Origin of the sequence: Streptomyces sp. NPDC042638 (assembly GCF_040647235.1) — a bacterium.
Taxonomy (GTDB): domain Bacteria; phylum Actinomycetota; class Actinomycetes; order Streptomycetales; family Streptomycetaceae; genus Streptomyces; species Streptomyces rameus.
Map to the genome: position 1 here is coordinate 88,430 of NZ_JBEZBT010000026.1, position 14,510 is coordinate 102,939.

Here is a 14,510-nt window from a genome sequence, read left to right on the forward strand (position 1 = left end):
CCCGAACGGAAGGAGACCACCGTGGGACTGATCGGCGAAGTGCTGATGCTGCCGTTCGCGCCGGTGCGCGGCAGCGCGTGGGCCGTCAGGCAGGTGCTCCGCGAGGCGGAACGGATCTACTACGACCCCGCCACCGTACGGGCCGATCTCGCCCGCCTCGAAGAACAGCTGGAAGCGGGCGAGATCACCGAGGAGGAGTTCGACCGGCGCGAGGACGAACTGCTCGACCGGCTGGAGATCGCCCTGCGCTCCGGCGACACCACAGGCAACGGGACGGGACGATGAACCGAACGGCAATGGGCCTCGCCATAGGGGCCGGATATCTGCTCGGACGTACGAAGAAACTGAAGATGGCGCTCGCGGTCGGCTCGCTGGTGGCCGGCAAGAAGCTCAACCTCAGTCCGAAGATGATCGCGGACGTGGTGAACCAGCAGCTCAAGAACAACCCCCAGTTCAAGGAGATCGGGGACCAGCTGCGCCAGGACCTGCGAGGCGTCGGCAAGGCCGCCGGCGGCGCGATGGTCGAGCGGCAGATGAACACCCTCGCCGACCGGCTGCACGGCCGCACCGCACAGGTGCGCGATCAGCTGTCCGGCGCGGTTCCGGACGGCTCCGACGAGGAGCAGGGCGACGAGGACGACTACGAGGAGTCCGCCGGCCGCGAGGACGAGGACCGCGGCGACGACCGCGAGGACGAGGACCGCGAGGACGGACAGGAGCCGCGCGGCAAGGAGCCGGCCAAGAAGGCGGCGCAGCAGCCCCCGGCCAAGAAGGCGGCGGCCAAGAAGACGGCTCCCGCGAAGAAGACGGCGGCCAAGAAGACCACCGCGGCCCGCAAGTCGGCCGCGAAGAAGACGGCCGGGGCCGACGGCGCCGCCAGGCGCGCCACCGGCCGGCAGTCGAAGGGCGGTGATGACCGATGAGCGAGTCCCCCGGATCCGCCACCTCGGCGGCGGGCAAGGCGACGGACGCGGCCAAGGGCAGCCCGCTGGCCGACCTCGCCCACAGCGAGGCCGCCGACCGGCTGAAGGCGGAGGCGCAGGAGTTCCTGAGCGCGCAGGCCACCAAGATGCTCACCGGTCTCGGCCGCAAACTCGGCGAGACCACCAACAAGCTCAACGACATAGCCGAGGGCAACAGCCCCGGCTTCGCCAAGCTCGCGCTCGACGGTGGCCGCAAGATCGCCGAGGGCAAGGGCCCGCTGCGCTCCGCCCTGGAGCTGGGCGCCTCCCGCGCCAAGGAGAACGTGATGGACGCGGTCAGAAACCTGGGGGGCGGCAAGGGCAAGAAGGGCGGCGCGGGCAAGAAGCCCACCGTCATCATGGAGTCCATCGACGTGGGCGTGCCGCTGCGCACCGCCTACGACCAGTGGACCCAGTACCAGAGCTTCAGCAGCTTCGCCAAGGGCGTCAAGAGCGCGAGCCGCGCCGACGACACCCACTCCGACTGGCAGGCGAAGATCTGGTGGTCCAGCCGCAGCTGGAAGGCGCAGACGACCGAGCAGATCCCCGACTACCGCATCCAGTGGACGTCGGAGGGCGCCAAGGGCACCACCAAGGGCGTGGTCTCCTTCCACGAGCTGGAGGAGAACCTCACCCGGGTCCTTCTGGTCATCGAGTACTACCCGACGGGCCTGTTCGAGAAGACCGGCAACATCTGGCGCGCCCAGGGCCGCCGTACCAGGCTGGACCTGAAGAACTTCGCCCGCTTCATCACGCTGAAGGGCGAGGCCGAGGACGGCTGGCGCGGCGAGATCCGCGACGGCGAGGTGGTCCGCAGCCACGAGGACGCGGTGGAGGAAGAGGAGCGGGAGTCCGAGGGACAGGCACCCGAGGACGAGGCCGAGGAAACCGAGGAGACCGAGGAGCCCGAAGAGGGCGACGAGGAGTCCGAAGAGGCCGAAGAGGAGCCCTACGAGGACGAGGCGGACACGTACGAGGACGAGGAGGAGGCCCCGTACGAGGAGGACGCCGAGGACGAGGAGGAGCCCGCCGAAGAGGAGGAGCCCGCCGAAGAGGAGGAGCCCGCCGAGGACGAGGAGGGCGCCTACGAGTACGAGGAAGAGGAGCCCGAGTACGCTGAGCGCGGGAGTCGTCGATGACGACACCCAGCCGCTTTCCCGAACCCTACGGACAGGGATCGGGGGCGAACCTCGCCGACATCCTCGAACGCGTGCTGGACAAGGGTGTCGTCATCGCGGGTGACATCAGGATCAATCTGCTCGACATCGAACTGCTCACCGTCAAACTGCGCCTCATCGTCGCCTCGGTCGACAAGGCCAAGGAGATGGGCATCGACTGGTGGGAGACCGACCCGGCCCTCTCCTCCCGGGCCCGCCGGGACGAACTGGCCCGGGAGAACGCCGAGCTGAGAGAACGGCTCGCCCGACTGGAGGAGCTGGAGCCGGGCCGCCGCGTCCCGAAGGAGGCATCATGACCGGACTGCGGTACGTCTACGCCGTCTGCCGCCCCTTCGAGCTGCCACTGCAGTCCCAGCTCACCGGCATCGGGGGCGCCCCGCCGGGGATGCTGCACCACCACGGGCTCGTGGCGGTGGTCAGCTCGGTCCCGGAGGCGGACTTCTCCGAGGAGGCGCTGAAGGCGCACCTGGAGGACCTGGACTGGCTGGCCGCGACCGCCCGCGCCCACCAGGGCGTGGTCGACGCGCTCAGCACGGTCACCACCCCGCTGCCGCTGCGGCTCGCGACCGTCTTCCACGACGACAGCGCCGTACGGTCGATGATCGAGGCCCGTGAGGCCGACTTCCGGCGCATCCTGGACCGGCTCGCGGGCCGGGTGGAGTGGGGCGTGAAGGTCTACCTGGAGCCGGAGGCGGAGCCGGCCGAGGACGCCCCCGCCACGGCGAAGCCGGCCAGCGGGCGGGACTACCTGCGCCGGCGGCGCGAGCGCAGCCACGCGCAGGAGGACAAGTGGCAGCGGGCGGAGCGCTTCGCGCAGTCCCTGCACGAACAACTCGTCGGGCAGGCCGAGGACGCCCGGATCCACGCCCCGCAGAATTCCGCGCTCTCCGCCGCACCCGGCCAGAACGTTCTCAACGCGGCCTACCTGGTGCCCCGGCGGCGCTCCGAGGAGTTCGTGGAGCTGGTGGACCGCACGAAGGACGAGGAGCCGGGGATCCGCGTGGAACTCACCGGACCGTGGGCCGCCTACTCCTTCACCGGAGAGGAATCAGGAGAGGAATCATGAGGGGGACGCAGCGGTGACCGTCGTGGAACGCCGTGAGATCGCGCTCGTCGATCTGCTCGACCGGCTGCTGGCGGGCGGCGTCGTCATCACCGGCGACCTCACGCTGCGGATCGCGGACGTCGATCTCGTGCGCATCGACCTGAACGCCCTGATCAGCTCCGTGAACGAGCAGGTCCCCTCACCCTTCGAGGAGCTGTGATGAGCTCGTCCGGTCCGCGCAAGCGGCTCGACCTCGAACCCGACACCGTCGAGCGGGACCTGGTGAAGCTGGTGCTCACGGTGGTCGAACTGCTGCGTCAGCTCATGGAGCGGCAGGCGGTGCGCCGGTTCGACACCGGTGAACTCACCGAGGAGCAGGAGGAGCGCATCGGGCTCACCCTGATGCTGCTGGAGGACCGCATGGCCGAGCTGCGCGACCGGTACGGCCTGCGGCCCGAGGACCTGAATCTGGACCTCGGGCCGCTCGGGCCGCTGCTTCCCCGCGAGTGACCTCGCCGGCGCCTGCCGGGTCAGGCGTCCTCGCGGCACAGGATCTCGCCGTGCAGGACCGCGAACCAGCCGTCCTCCCGCCGTCCCCACTCCCGCCAGGCCTCCGCGATCGCCCGCAGCCGCTCCGGCGTCGCCTCACCGCCCCGAGTGGCGCGGTCCGCGTAGTCGGAGGCGACCGTGCGGTCCGCCCACAGGCCGCTCCACCAGGCCCGTTCCGCGGGTGTGGCGAACGTCCAGGTGCTGGAGGTGGCCGTGATGTCCCGCAGACCGGCGGCCCGCGCCCACGCCGTCAGCCGACGCCCGGCGTCGGGCTCGCCGCCGTTGGCACGGGCCACCCGCTCGTACAGCTCCAGCCATTCCTCCAGCCCCGGCACGGCCGGATACCAGGTCATCGCCGCGTAGTCCGCGTCGCGTACGGCGATGAACCCGCCCGGCTTCGTGACCCGGCGCATCTCGCGCAGTGCCCGCACCGGGTCGCCCACGTGCTGGAGCACCTGGTGGGCGTGGACCACGCAGAAGGTGTCGTCCGGGTAGTCCAGGGCGTGGACGTCGGCGACCGCGAAGTCGACGTTGGCCAGGCCCCGGCCGGCGGCGGCGGCCCGGGCCTGCTCCAGGACCCCCGGTGCCCGGTCGACGCCGGTGACATGGCCGTCCGGGACCAGCTCGGCCAGATCGGCGGTGATGGTCCCCGGACCGCAGCCGATGTCCAGGATCCTCATGTGGGGCCGCAGCGAACCGAGCAGGTAGGCGGCGGAGTTGGCGGCGGTGCGCCAGGTGTGCGACCGCAGCACCGACTCGTGGTGTCCGTGTGTGTAGACGGCGGTCTCCTGCGCCTTCGGCATGGCTGTGCCCCCTTCTCGTCGTACCGGCCGGGTGCCCGGTGGCGCCCCGGCGGTACGCGTCACGGTACGCGCGCGTGCCGAATGATGAGATACGCGTTTCGGCATCCGGACTGACGGAGTGTCATCCGCTGGTGTTCTGCGGGCGGTAGACCGTCAGGGCCTCGGGCAGCTTCTCCAGGGCCACCTCGCCCGACACCGACCTGACCTCGCCGTCGTAGGCCAGCGGGGTGCCGGGCGCGAGGCCCGTCAGCCGCAGCCGGTTCACCTGGACCGCCGCGTGCGCGGGGGAGCGGGTCAGCGGGCCGGCCACCGCCGCCGCCAGCAGCCTGAGCGCCGGCCGGCGGCTGCCGTGCACCACCCGTACGTCCAGCAGCCCGTCCGCCAGATCGGTGCGGCGGCCGGGGGACAGCCCCATGCGGTGGTAGACGCCGCTGCCGACGAACAGCAGCCACAGCGGTCGGCGTTCGCCGCCGACCTGCACCTCCAGCGGATGCCGGTCGGCGCGCAGCACGCGCAGCGCGCCGAGCACTCCGGCCGGCCAGCCGCCGATCCGGTGCGACCAGCGCTCCCGCTCCCGCACCAGCTCCGGGTAGACACCCAGGCTCAGCGTGTTCAGGAACAGCCCCTCGCCGTCCTCGGTGACGAAGCGGCCCGCGTCCACCCGGACCGCCTCACCGTGCCGTACCGCCCGCGCCAGATCGCGTTCGTCCTCCACGCCCAGGTCGTAGGCGAAGTGGTTGAGGGTGCCGCCGGGCAGCACCGCGAGCGGCAGACCGTGGCGCAGGGCGACACCGGCCGCCGTGTTCACCGTGCCGTCACCGCCGCACACCCCGAGCACCCGTGCCCGGGCCGCCGCCTTGTCCAGCGCTTCCGCGACCTCCTCCGGCGCGCACTCGACGATCTCCGCCTGCGGCAGCGCCGCCTGCAGGGCGCGCACCCGGTCCGCGGTGCCCGAGGCCCGGTTGGCGACCATCACCAGGCCCTCGCCCTCGGGCAGCGCCGGCACCTCCGCGCGTGGCCGCACGGCCCCCCGCAGCTGCGCCCGGGTGGGCACCAGGCGCCGTACCAGGAAGGCGGCGCCCGCGCCGAGCGCCGCCCCGGCCAGCACGTCGCTCGGGAAGTGCACTCCGGTGTACACCCGGGAGGCCGCCACCGAGGCCGCCACCGGCGCCACCGCCGCGCCCCATGCCGGGGACTCCAGCGCCACCCCGGTCGCGAAGGCCGCCGCCGACGCGGCGTGCCCGGACGGGAAGGAGGTGGTGATCGGCTGCCGCTTCAGCCGCCGCACCAGGGGCACCGGGTCCAGCGCCGGCCGTGCCCGGCGCACGGAGCGCTTGCCGATGGTGTTGATCGTCAGGGAGGCCAGGCCGAGGGAGGCGAGGCCCCGCACGGCGGCTCGGCGGCCACGGGGCGTGCGGCTCGCGGACATCGCGGCGGCCGTGGCGAACCACAGCACGCCGTGGTTCGCGCTGCGGCTCAGGCGGGGCAGCACCCGCTCGGCTCCGGGCCAGTTCCAGGCGGCGGCGGTCTCGAACACCCTGCTGTCGAGGTCGAGCAGCCGGCGCACGGCGTTGCGGCCGGTCTGGAGAGGGGTCAGGTCCAGGTCTGGGCTCATGGAGTGCGGTTACCCTGAAGTGCCCGTTTCTTGTGCCCCCGCTCGTCCGGCCGGGGTGGGAGGGACGGACGCACCGCGCGGGGCGGGGCACGGGCCCGATATGGGTTTGCCCGCGGCACCGGGCGCCCCGGAGAATGCCTGACCATGGGACATCTGGAAGCCGCGCACCTCGAGTACCACCTCCCCGACGGGAGGACGCTCCTCGGCGACGTGTCCTTCCGGGTCGGCGAAGGCGCCACCGTCGCCCTGGTCGGCCCGAACGGCGCCGGCAAGACCACCTTGCTGCGGCTGATCTCCGGCGAGCTGAAACCGCACGGCGGCACCGTCACCGTCGGCGGCGGTCTCGGCGTGATGCGCCAGTTCGTCGGCTCCGTGCGGGACGAGACGACCGTACGGGACCTGCTCGTCTCCGTCGCCCCGCCCCGCATCCGCCAGGCGGCCGAGGCCGTCGACGAGGCCGAGCACGCCCTCATGACCGTCGACGACGAGGCGGCCCAGCTGCGGTACGCGCAGGCCCTCGCCGACTGGGCGGAGGCGCGCGGCTACGAGGCCGAGACCCTGTGGGACATGTGCACCACCGCCGCCCTCGGCGTGCCCTACGAGCGGGCCCAGTGGCGGCAGGTGCGCACCCTCTCCGGCGGCGAGCAGAAGCGGCTGGTGCTGGAGGCGCTGCTGCGCGGCACCGACGAGGTGCTGTTGCTGGACGAGCCGGACAACTATCTCGACGTGCCCGGCAAGCGATGGCTGGAGGAGCAGCTCCGGGAGACCCGGAAGACCGTCCTGTTCGTCTCCCACGACCGCGAACTCCTCGCCCGCGCCGCCGAGAAGATCGTTTCCGTCGAGCCGGGCCCGGCCGGCGCGGACGCCTGGGTGCACGGCGGCGGCTTCGCCACCTACCACGAGGCCCGCCGGGAACGCTTCGCCCGCTTCGAGGAGCTGCGCCGCCGCTGGGACGAGAAGCACGCCCAGCTGCGCAAGCTCGTCCTGAACCTCCGCCAGGCCGCCGCCGTCAGCCACGAGATGTCCTCCCGCTACCAGGCCGCGCAGTCCCGCCTGCGCAAGTTCGAGGAGGCCGGCCCGCCGCCGGAGCCGCCCCGCGAGCAGGACATCACCATGCGCCTGAAGGGCGGCCGTACCGGCGTACGGGCCGTCACCTGCCGGGGTCTGGAACTGACCGGTCTGATGCAGCCGTTCGACCTGGAGGTCTTCTACGGCGAACGGGTCGCCGTCCTCGGCTCCAACGGCTCCGGCAAGTCCCACTTCCTGCGGCTCCTCGCCGGAGAGGACGTCGGGCACACGGGGGAGTGGAAGCTGGGCGCCCGGGTCGTCCCCGGCCACTTCGCGCAGACCCACGCCCACCCCGAACTCCAGGGCCGCACCCTCCTCGACATCCTGTGGAAGGAGCACGCCCAGGACCGGGGCGCGGCGATGTCCCGGCTGCGCCGCTACGAACTCACCCAGCAGGCCGAGCAGAGCTTCGACCGGCTCTCCGGCGGGCAGCAGGCCCGCTTCCAGATCCTGCTGCTGGAACTGGCAGGCGCCACCGCGCTGCTCCTGGACGAGCCCACCGACAACCTCGACCTGGAGTCCGCCGAGGCCCTCCAGGAAGGGCTCGAGTCGTTCGAGGGCACGGTCCTCGCGGTCACCCACGACCGCTGGTTCGCCCGCTCCTTCGACCGCTTCCTGGTCTTCGGCAGCGACGGCCGGGTCCGCGAGACCCCGGAGCCGGTCTGGGACGAGCGACGGGTCGAGCGGGCCCGGTAGCGCCGTACCCGGCAGCGGGGCCGGGCCCCCGGCCCCGCCCCCGCCGGTCACGTCCAGCGCAGCAGTGCGCCCATGCCGCCCGCGGCGACCTCGTCGCCGGTGTCCTCCAGCACCGGCGTCAGCGAGAGCACCGGCGCGTCCGTCACCACGGCCGCCCGGACCAGCGCGTTCCACCTTGACCTGGAAGTGCCGCTCGGACCAGTCGGAGGCCTTCGCCCGGTGCATCGGCCACTGCCGGCTGCCCGTGACGTGCCCGGCCTCCTCCTGGAGGACCGCGCTGCGCAGCTCGAAGTCGGCTCCGGTGCGGTCGATGTACGCCACCAGGGACACCGGGTCCTCGCCGGCCAGGTCCAGCAGCGGAGTGACGTGCGGCAGCGGGCCCCAGTGCACCAGGCCGTCCGGCGGGGCCTTGGTCAGCGGCACCTGGAGGGCCACCTCGCCCTCCCGGGCGAACAGTGCCCGCCCGTACGGCTCCGTGGCGTGCCGCAGCGCCTCCACCGCGTCGTACACGGCCCGGCAGGTGGCCGCGTCGGCGCCCTGCTCACGCAGCTGCCGGGCGACCGCCTCCGCCGTCAGGTGACGCCGGTGGGCCATGTCCTCGTCGTGCAGGGACAGGTCCACGTATGCGGAGGCCCAGGACCCGGGATGTTCGTACAGTGGATTCAGAAATGCGAGTTCCATGGATTCCTCCCGGAAATCGCTCGGGGGCAGTGCAGGCCGGGCGGGTACCCGAAGCCCATGACCGAACACGACGAGCGGGGCATGACCATGACCGGAGTCGACCCCAGCCGGCTGGACGACCAGCAGCTCATGAAGGAGCTGGAGACGATCCACCGCACGCGCCACGACACACTCCTGTACGGCTCGAACGACGCACTGCGGGCCCACAACGAGCGCATGGCGCAGCTGGAGGGCGAGTATCTGCGCCGCAACCCGCGCCGCCTGGTGAGCGCGGCCCGCACCCGCGAGGGCGCCCGCGAGCGCAGCTGCGGCGAGGCGGCGACCCCGGACACGTCCGGCACCTGACCGCCGGCGCACCGGCCGGCACCGGCGGCGGCAGCACCGGCACCGCACCCGGCAGCACACCGAAAAGGGCCGGCCCATGACGGGCCGGCCCTTCACATCACGGTCCGGTCAGCCGGCCTCACCGGCGAACACGTGCAGGTACGCCTCGCAGAACGCCTTCAGATCGTCCGGCTTGCGGCTGGTGACCAGCTGGTTGGAACCGTGGTCGCAGATCTTGACCTGCTCGTCCACCCAGGTGCCTCCGGCGTTGCGGATGTCCGTGCGCAGGCTCGGCCAGGACGTCAGCACCCGGCCGCGTACGACGTCCGCCTCCACCAGCGTCCACGGCGCGTGGCAGATCGCGGCCACCGGACGGCCCCGCTCGAAGAAGCCCTTCACGAAGGCGACGGCCTTCTCGTCCATCCGCAGGACGTCCGGGTTGGCGACCCCGCCCGGCAGCACCAGGCCGCCGAACGACTCGGCCGACGCCTCACCCACCACCTCGTCCACGGGGAACGTGTCCGCCTTGTCCAGATGGTTGAACGCCTGGATCTTCCCCGGCTCCGTCGACACCAGCACCGGTTCGTGCCCGGCGTCCGAGGCCGCCTTCCACGGCTCGGTCAGCTCGACCTGCTCGACGCCCTCCGGCGCCACCAGAAACGCGATACGCATGTTTTTCAGCTCCCTTTCTCTTTCCTCAGCACCGCCCGGTGCGCCCGGGCGCACCGCTTCCGGGCCCGGGCGCGGCACCGGACGCCAGGCGTCACCGCGTGGAGGCGTCACCCACGTCGACCGTGGCGCCCTGCGCGATCTCGGCCGCCTGGTCCCGCCTCATGCGCCGCCCACCAGCGCCTCGGCGAGCTGCTGCACGTTCTCGTAGCGGTGCCCGTGCCGCAGCCCGGCCACCGCGTCGACCAGCCCGCCGGGCGCGTTGCTCCGGCGCAGTGCACGGGCCAGTTCGTCCGCCTTCGCGGGGAAGGTGTGCCGGCTCAGGTGCCGGGCCAGCTCCAGCCGGGTCCGCTCCAGCGACGCCGGGGCACCCAGCCCGCCGACCGGTCCGCTCCAGACCTCCGGGTCGTCGTCCGCCGCCGGCTCCGGGTCGTGCCACTCCTCCACGCGCGTCGGGTGCCCGGACCGCAGCAGGCCCTGCAGTTCGTGCTTCATCTCGTCGTCCCGATGGACGTTCAGCCGGTCGCTGCCTCGCTGCATGTCTCCCTCCAAGGGTCGAAGGTCCGCCGCGTACCCGGTGCCGCCAGTCCGACACCGGTTCCGCCTGCGGCTAATGCTTGTCCCGGCCCGGCAGGAACTCCTGCACCTTCGCCTTCAGCCCCTGTTTGATCATCGAGCCACGGTCGGCGTCGCCCTTCAGGATCGACGCGGCCGTCGCCTCCATCTGCTCCCAGGAGGCGTGCGGCGGGATCGGAGGTACGGCGGGGTCGGTGAGGAACTCGATCACACACGGCCCGTCCGCCTGCAGGGCGGCCCGCCAGCCCGCTTCCACGTCCTCGGGTTTCTCCACCCGGATGCCGGTCAGCCCGAGCGAGCGGGCGAACTCCGCGTACCGCACGTCCGGGAGCGACTGCGACGGCAGGAACGACGGAGCGCCCTCCATCGCCCGCATCTCCCACGTCACCTGGTTCAGGTCCTGGTTGTTCCACACGGCCACCACCAGCCGCGGGTCCGACCAGCGGTCGCGGTACTTCGCCGCCGTGATCATCTCCGCCAGGCCGTTCATCTGCATCGCCCCGTCCCCGACGAGCGCGAACACCGGCCGGTCCGGGTGCGCGAACTTCGCGCCGATCGCGTACGGCACGCCGGGACCCATCGTCGCCAGCGTCCCGGACAGCGAGCCGCGCATGCCCGGCCGCATCGTGATGTGCCGCGCGTACCAGTTGGCGACGGAACCCGAGTCGGAGGTGAGGATCGCGTCGTCCGGCAGCAGCCGGTCCAGCGCCCGGGCCACGTACTCCGGGTTGATGGGATCGGCCGCCAGCCCGGCCCGCCGGTCCATCGTCTCGTGCCAGCGCTTCACGTTGGCGCACACCGTGTCGTACCACTCGCGCCCGCCCCGGTCGGCCTTCAGCAGCGGGATCAGCCGCCGCAGCGTCGCCTGCGCGTCGCCGACCAGGTTCACCTCGTAGGGGTAGCGCATGCCGATCATGTGCGGGTCGATGTCGATCTGCACGCCCCGCGCCTTGCCGAAGTCCGGCATGAACTGCGTGTAGGGGAACGACGAACCGATCGTCAGCAGGGTGTCGCAGTCCCGCATCAGCTCGTACGACGGCCGGCTGCCCAGCAGTCCGATCGGCCCGGTCACATAGGGCAGCTCGTCGCTGAGCACGTCCTTGCCGAGCAGCGCCTTCGCCACTCCCGCGCCGAGCATCTCGGCGATCTCCCGCACCTCCGCGACCGCGCCCGCGGCGCCCTGCCCGACCAGGACGGCCACCTTGTCGCCCGCGTTCAGCACGTCCGCCGCCCGGCGCAGCGCGTCGTCCGTCGGCGTCGCCGTGTAGTCGCTCATGCCCAGGCTGGACGGCACCATCTTGAACTCGTGCGTCGGCGGCGAGTAGTCCAGCTCCTGCACATCACCGGGGATGATCAGCGCGGTCGGGCAGCGCCGGGCGTACGCGGTGCGGATCGCCCGGTCCAGCACGTTCGGCAGCTGCTCCGGCACCGTCACCGTCTCCACGAACTCCGAGGCGACGTCCTTGTACAGCGTGTGGAGGTCGACCTCCTGCTGGTAGGAGCCGCCCATCGCGGTCCGGTCGGTCTGACCGACGATCGCCAGCACCGGCACGTGGTCCAGTTTGGCGTCGTACAGGCCGTTCAGCAGGTGGATGGCACCGGGTCCGGACGTCGCCACGCACACCCCGAGACGGCCGCTGAACTTCGCGTACCCGACCGCTTCGAAGGCGGACATCTCCTCGTGCCGTGACTGGATGAAGCGCGGCTGGTCCTCGGCGCGGCCCCAGGCGGCGAGCAGCCCGTTGATGCCGTCGCCCGGATAGCCGAAAACCTGTTCCACGCCCCAAGCGCGCAGACGCTCAAGGATGTGGTCCGAGACCTTGGTGCTCATGGAGAGACCTCCCCGGTGCAGTGCGAAGCGGACGGTCCGGTCAGCGGATTACCGAGTGACCTGCGAGTGGGACGGAAAACCTCCCGGGCGGGCGTGCGGCGCCGACCGGCGGTGTCCCGCGGGTGTCCCTCGTCCCGCTGTCACCCGGGCGGCCCCGTGTGTCCCGCGAATGGGCTCCGGCCGCGCGCGGTACGGCCGGGCGCGGGCTGTCATGACAGCGAGGGCACGACCCGTGCTCTTCCGTACCCGGCGCCGAGCGGCGTTGCCGTCGTACCGGTGTGCCGGCGTACGGCGCCCCCGACCGTCCCTGCCGTTCCCGCCGCAGCCCGCCGAGGAGCCCCTCCCATGCGCCGCACCGCCCGCGCCCTGCCCGCCGTCTTCGCCGCCGGTGCCGTGCTCGCCCTCACCGGGCCCGCCGCGTACGCCGCTGCCGCCGCGCCACCCGAGCCCGCCGCCTCCGCCGCCGACCGGGGCGGGGCGGGGGCCCGGCCGGGCCTCGGCACCGCGACGGTCTCCGCGTCCTGCGAGCCCTACACCGGAGCGGTGCCGGGCCCCCTCGGCGCCACCCCGCCGGCCCTCGCGGACGGCCCCGCGCACCCGAGCCGGGTCAGCGCCGGCCGTGCGACCGGGGCCGCCCGGCCGGGCCCGGCCGCCCGCATAGCCGCCGTCGACCAGGCCGCGACCGGCCCCGCGCGGGCACAGTGCGACGAGACCTCCGCGGCGGAGGGCTGCGCGGACGGCACCCTGTGCGCCCAGAGCGGCCGGTGCGGGCAGGGCGAGCCCTGTGAGGAGGGCGGGATGAGCGGGCTGGACGCCCCGGGAGGCGACAGAGCCGGGAGGGACGCGGCCGGTCGCGACGGTGCCGGGCGCGACGGTGCCGGTCAGGACGGCCAGGTGGGTGGCGGCCCGGACGGAGCCGCTCCGGAGGGGACCGGTCAGGACAGTGGCGGGCGCGACGGTTCCGGGTGGGACGGTGCCGGCCAGGAGGGTTCCGGCCAGGACGGTTCCGGGCACGACGGCTCAGGGCGCGACGGGGACGGTCACGACGGCGGTGGTCAGGAGAGTGGCGGCCAGGTCGGTGGCGGGCACGACGACCACGGGTGCGCGGAGTCCGGCGGCGCGTCCTGCCCGGACGGCCACGCCGCGGTCCAGCACGGTGTGGCGGCGGGACAGGGAGGCACCTTCGACGACTCGGTTCCGGCACTCGCCGCCGGCGGCGCCCTGATCGCCGCCGCCTGCGCGGGCGCCGGATACCGCGTGTACGGCCGCGTGCGGCCCGCGGCGGACCGGTCCACCGAGGGGTGACCTGGCCCCGGGTGGCGCCATGGAGCGCCGCCCGGCGGGTACACACCCTCCCGAGGGCACCGCCGGGGATCTTCCCCGGCACCGGTCGCCGCGCACACGCCACGAGGCAACCGCACGACACGCACCAGGGACCGCGGACAGCGGACCACGGACCACGGACCACGGCCCACGGTCCGGAAGGAACACGGCGAGGAGACCGGCCCGGACCGGGCGGCACGAACGGCACCACGGACTGCGCGGAGGCGGACATGCGGCGGACGGGCCCCGGGGACGAACGGGGGGAGGACCACGGCCCCGTCCGCTACGGCCCCGCGTTCCCGGGCGACGGCCTGCCCGTGCTTCCCGAACTCTCCGCCGTGGTCGCCGCCGCCGCGGGCCGTGCCGACGCCCAGCCCGTCGGGGGCGCCCCCGCCCTGCTGGAGGCGGCCTGCGGCTACTGGACCCGCCGTGGACTGCCCTGCGGCCCCGACCAGGTGGCCGCGAGCCCCGGCGCCCCCGCCCTGCTGCTCGCCCTGACCGCGGCGCTCGCCGGGGACGGTGCCGACGTCCTCGTCCCGCGGCCCTGCGCCGCCTGGTGGGCGCCGTACGCCCGGCTCCTCGGCCGGTCCGTCTTCCAGGTGCCCACTCCCCTGGAGAGCGGCGGCGTCCCCGACCCGTACGCCCTGCTGGAGACCGTCCGGCGGGTCCGCGCCGAGGGCGGCGACCCACGGCTGCTGGTGCTGTCCGTCGCCGACGACCCCACGGCCTGCGTCGCCCCGCCCGAACTGCTGCTGGAGACCGTCGAGGCCGCCACCGCCGAGGGCCTGCACCTGGTCAGCGACGAGACCTGGCGGGACACCGTGCACGACCCGCACGGGACCGTCCTGCTCAGCCCCGCCGAGATGCGGCCCGACCAGGTCACCGTCGTCACCGACCTGGCCGGTGCCCTGCTGCCCCCCGGCTGGCCCGCCGCCGTCGCCCGCTTCCCGGCCACCGCCGGCGGACGGCACCTCCACGCGCGCGTGCTCGACATCCTCACCCCCCTCGGCGCACGGATCGGCACCCCGGTCGCCGCGGTCGCCGGCTACGCCCTCGACGAACCCCCGCCCGTCACCGAACGCCGCGAGGCCTCCGTACGGTTGCACGCGCGCGTGGCCGCCGCGGCGCACGCGGCCGTTCCCGGGCCTTGTACACACCGCCCGTCACGTCACGAAAGTTGGTAACACCCG

15 protein-coding genes and 2 pseudogenes are annotated in these 14,510 nt (G+C 73.3%); 11 read left to right on the plus strand and 6 right to left on the minus strand.

Annotated features, from left to right (window positions below; all coding sequences use genetic code 11):
- Positions 1–21: 21 nt before the first annotated feature.
- The 7 genes from AB0B40_RS21625 to AB0B40_RS21655 are packed head-to-tail and all read left to right on the plus strand — an operon-like array spanning position 22 to position 3,695.
- Complete coding sequence (locus tag AB0B40_RS21625; protein WP_345056844.1) at positions 22–285, plus strand: gas vesicle protein GvpG; 264 nt, start codon at positions 22–24, stop codon at positions 283–285.
- Positions 282–923, plus strand: coding sequence for a DNA primase (locus AB0B40_RS21630; RefSeq protein ID WP_345056846.1), 642 nt, complete (start codon positions 282–284; stop codon positions 921–923). The genes AB0B40_RS21625 and AB0B40_RS21630 overlap by 4 nt, the downstream gene beginning before the upstream one ends.
- Positions 920–2,101, plus strand: a complete 1,182-nt coding sequence (locus tag AB0B40_RS21635) for an SRPBCC family protein (RefSeq protein ID WP_362265019.1) — start codon at positions 920–922, stop codon at positions 2,099–2,101. Before AB0B40_RS21630 ends, AB0B40_RS21635 begins: the two co-directional genes overlap by 4 nt.
- Entirely contained in the window at positions 2,098–2,436 is a 339-nt protein-coding gene (locus AB0B40_RS21640) for a gas vesicle protein (RefSeq protein WP_345056849.1), read from the plus strand. The genes AB0B40_RS21635 and AB0B40_RS21640 overlap by 4 nt, the downstream gene beginning before the upstream one ends.
- Positions 2,433–3,206, plus strand: a complete 774-nt coding sequence (locus tag AB0B40_RS21645) for a GvpL/GvpF family gas vesicle protein (protein WP_345056850.1) — start codon at positions 2,433–2,435, stop codon at positions 3,204–3,206. The genes AB0B40_RS21640 and AB0B40_RS21645 overlap by 4 nt, the downstream gene beginning before the upstream one ends.
- A 13-nt stretch (positions 3,207–3,219) precedes the next feature.
- Positions 3,220–3,405 carry a gas vesicle protein gene (locus tag AB0B40_RS21650; protein WP_161298225.1) on the plus strand — a complete coding sequence of 62 codons (186 nt, stop codon included), beginning with the start codon at positions 3,220–3,222 and terminating at the stop codon, positions 3,403–3,405.
- Positions 3,405–3,695, plus strand: a complete 291-nt coding sequence (locus AB0B40_RS21655; protein ID WP_345056851.1) for a gas vesicle protein K — start codon at positions 3,405–3,407, stop codon at positions 3,693–3,695. The genes AB0B40_RS21650 and AB0B40_RS21655 overlap by 1 nt, the downstream gene beginning before the upstream one ends.
- A 20-nt stretch (positions 3,696–3,715) precedes the next feature.
- Here AB0B40_RS21655 and AB0B40_RS21660 read toward each other — a convergent pair whose 3' ends face one another.
- Together AB0B40_RS21660 and AB0B40_RS21665 are read right to left on the minus strand one after the other, a co-directional pair.
- The gene (locus tag AB0B40_RS21660) at positions 3,716–4,537 is read right to left on the minus strand and encodes a class I SAM-dependent methyltransferase (RefSeq protein WP_345056853.1); all 822 of its coding nucleotides are present in this window, start codon (positions 4,535–4,537) and stop codon (positions 3,716–3,718) included.
- A 121-nt stretch (positions 4,538–4,658) separates the two neighbouring features.
- A complete protein-coding gene (locus AB0B40_RS21665) occupies positions 4,659–6,152 on the minus strand; it encodes a phosphatase PAP2 family protein (RefSeq protein WP_345056855.1) in 1,494 nt (497 codons plus the stop codon).
- A gap of 144 nt (positions 6,153–6,296) precedes the next feature.
- On the opposite strand from AB0B40_RS21665, the gene AB0B40_RS21670 reads away from it, so the two are divergent.
- Positions 6,297–7,916 (plus strand): ATP-binding cassette domain-containing protein, encoded by a 1,620-nt coding sequence (locus AB0B40_RS21670; protein ID WP_362265022.1) that lies wholly within the window; start codon positions 6,297–6,299, stop codon positions 7,914–7,916.
- A 168-nt stretch (positions 7,917–8,084) separates the two neighbouring features.
- On the opposite strand, the pseudogene AB0B40_RS21675 reads toward AB0B40_RS21670, so the two are convergent.
- Positions 8,085–8,597 (minus strand): annotated as a pseudogene (locus tag AB0B40_RS21675) (hypothetical protein); the annotation flags it as partial.
- A 57-nt stretch (positions 8,598–8,654) separates the two neighbouring features.
- On the opposite strand from AB0B40_RS21675, the gene AB0B40_RS21680 reads away from it, so the two are divergent.
- The gene (locus AB0B40_RS21680; RefSeq protein WP_345056861.1) at positions 8,655–8,942 is read left to right on the plus strand and encodes a DUF6158 family protein; all 288 of its coding nucleotides are present in this window, start codon (positions 8,655–8,657) and stop codon (positions 8,940–8,942) included.
- A gap of 108 nt (positions 8,943–9,050) precedes the next feature.
- Here the strand turns inward: AB0B40_RS21680 and AB0B40_RS21685 are convergent, their stop codons facing one another.
- The 3 genes from AB0B40_RS21685 to AB0B40_RS21695 all read right to left on the minus strand — a co-directional run bounded on the left by AB0B40_RS21685 (position 9,051) and on the right by AB0B40_RS21695 (position 11,997).
- Positions 9,051–9,593, minus strand: coding sequence for a type 1 glutamine amidotransferase domain-containing protein (locus AB0B40_RS21685; protein WP_345056863.1), 543 nt, complete (start codon positions 9,591–9,593; stop codon positions 9,051–9,053).
- A gap of 159 nt (positions 9,594–9,752) precedes the next feature.
- Positions 9,753–10,130, minus strand: coding sequence for a DUF2795 domain-containing protein (locus tag AB0B40_RS21690; protein WP_345056865.1), 378 nt, complete (start codon positions 10,128–10,130; stop codon positions 9,753–9,755).
- 70 nt (positions 10,131–10,200) lie between these two features.
- On the minus strand, positions 10,201–11,997 hold the full coding sequence (locus tag AB0B40_RS21695; protein WP_345056867.1) for a thiamine pyrophosphate-requiring protein: 1,797 nt from the start codon (positions 11,995–11,997) through the stop codon (positions 10,201–10,203).
- 345 nt (positions 11,998–12,342) lie between these two features.
- Between AB0B40_RS21695 and AB0B40_RS21700 the strand changes: the two genes are divergently transcribed.
- Positions 12,343–13,302 carry a hypothetical protein gene (locus AB0B40_RS21700; protein ID WP_362265025.1) on the plus strand — a complete coding sequence of 320 codons (960 nt, stop codon included), beginning with the start codon at positions 12,343–12,345 and terminating at the stop codon, positions 13,300–13,302.
- Positions 13,303–13,550: 248 nt separating this feature from the next.
- Positions 13,551–14,459: pseudogene (locus AB0B40_RS21705) on the plus strand (aminotransferase class I/II-fold pyridoxal phosphate-dependent enzyme); the annotation flags it as partial.
- Between the last annotated feature and the right edge of the window lie 51 nt (positions 14,460–14,510).

Coding starts and splice junctions, on each gene's coding strand:
- AB0B40_RS21630 (WP_345056846.1), top strand. CDS start 282: ATGAACCGAACGGCAATGGGCCTCGCCATAGGGGCCGGATATCTGCTC.
- AB0B40_RS21635 (WP_362265019.1), top strand. CDS start 920: ATGAGCGAGTCCCCCGGATCCGCCACCTCGGCGGCGGGCAAGGCGACG.
- AB0B40_RS21640 (WP_345056849.1), top strand. CDS start 2,098: ATGACGACACCCAGCCGCTTTCCCGAACCCTACGGACAGGGATCGGGG.
- AB0B40_RS21645 (WP_345056850.1), top strand. CDS start 2,433: ATGACCGGACTGCGGTACGTCTACGCCGTCTGCCGCCCCTTCGAGCTG.
- AB0B40_RS21655 (WP_345056851.1), top strand. CDS start 3,405: ATGAGCTCGTCCGGTCCGCGCAAGCGGCTCGACCTCGAACCCGACACC.
- AB0B40_RS21660 (WP_345056853.1), bottom strand. CDS start 4,537: ATGCCGAAGGCGCAGGAGACCGCCGTCTACACACACGGACACCACGAG.
- AB0B40_RS21665 (WP_345056855.1), bottom strand. CDS start 6,152: ATGAGCCCAGACCTGGACCTGACCCCTCTCCAGACCGGCCGCAACGCC.
- AB0B40_RS21670 (WP_362265022.1), top strand. CDS start 6,297: ATGGGACATCTGGAAGCCGCGCACCTCGAGTACCACCTCCCCGACGGG.
- AB0B40_RS21680 (WP_345056861.1), top strand. CDS start 8,655: ATGACCGAACACGACGAGCGGGGCATGACCATGACCGGAGTCGACCCC.
- AB0B40_RS21685 (WP_345056863.1), bottom strand. CDS start 9,593: ATGCGTATCGCGTTTCTGGTGGCGCCGGAGGGCGTCGAGCAGGTCGAG.
- AB0B40_RS21690 (WP_345056865.1), bottom strand. CDS start 10,130: ATGCAGCGAGGCAGCGACCGGCTGAACGTCCATCGGGACGACGAGATG.
- AB0B40_RS21695 (WP_345056867.1), bottom strand. CDS start 11,997: ATGAGCACCAAGGTCTCGGACCACATCCTTGAGCGTCTGCGCGCTTGG.
- AB0B40_RS21700 (WP_362265025.1), top strand. CDS start 12,343: ATGCGCCGCACCGCCCGCGCCCTGCCCGCCGTCTTCGCCGCCGGTGCC.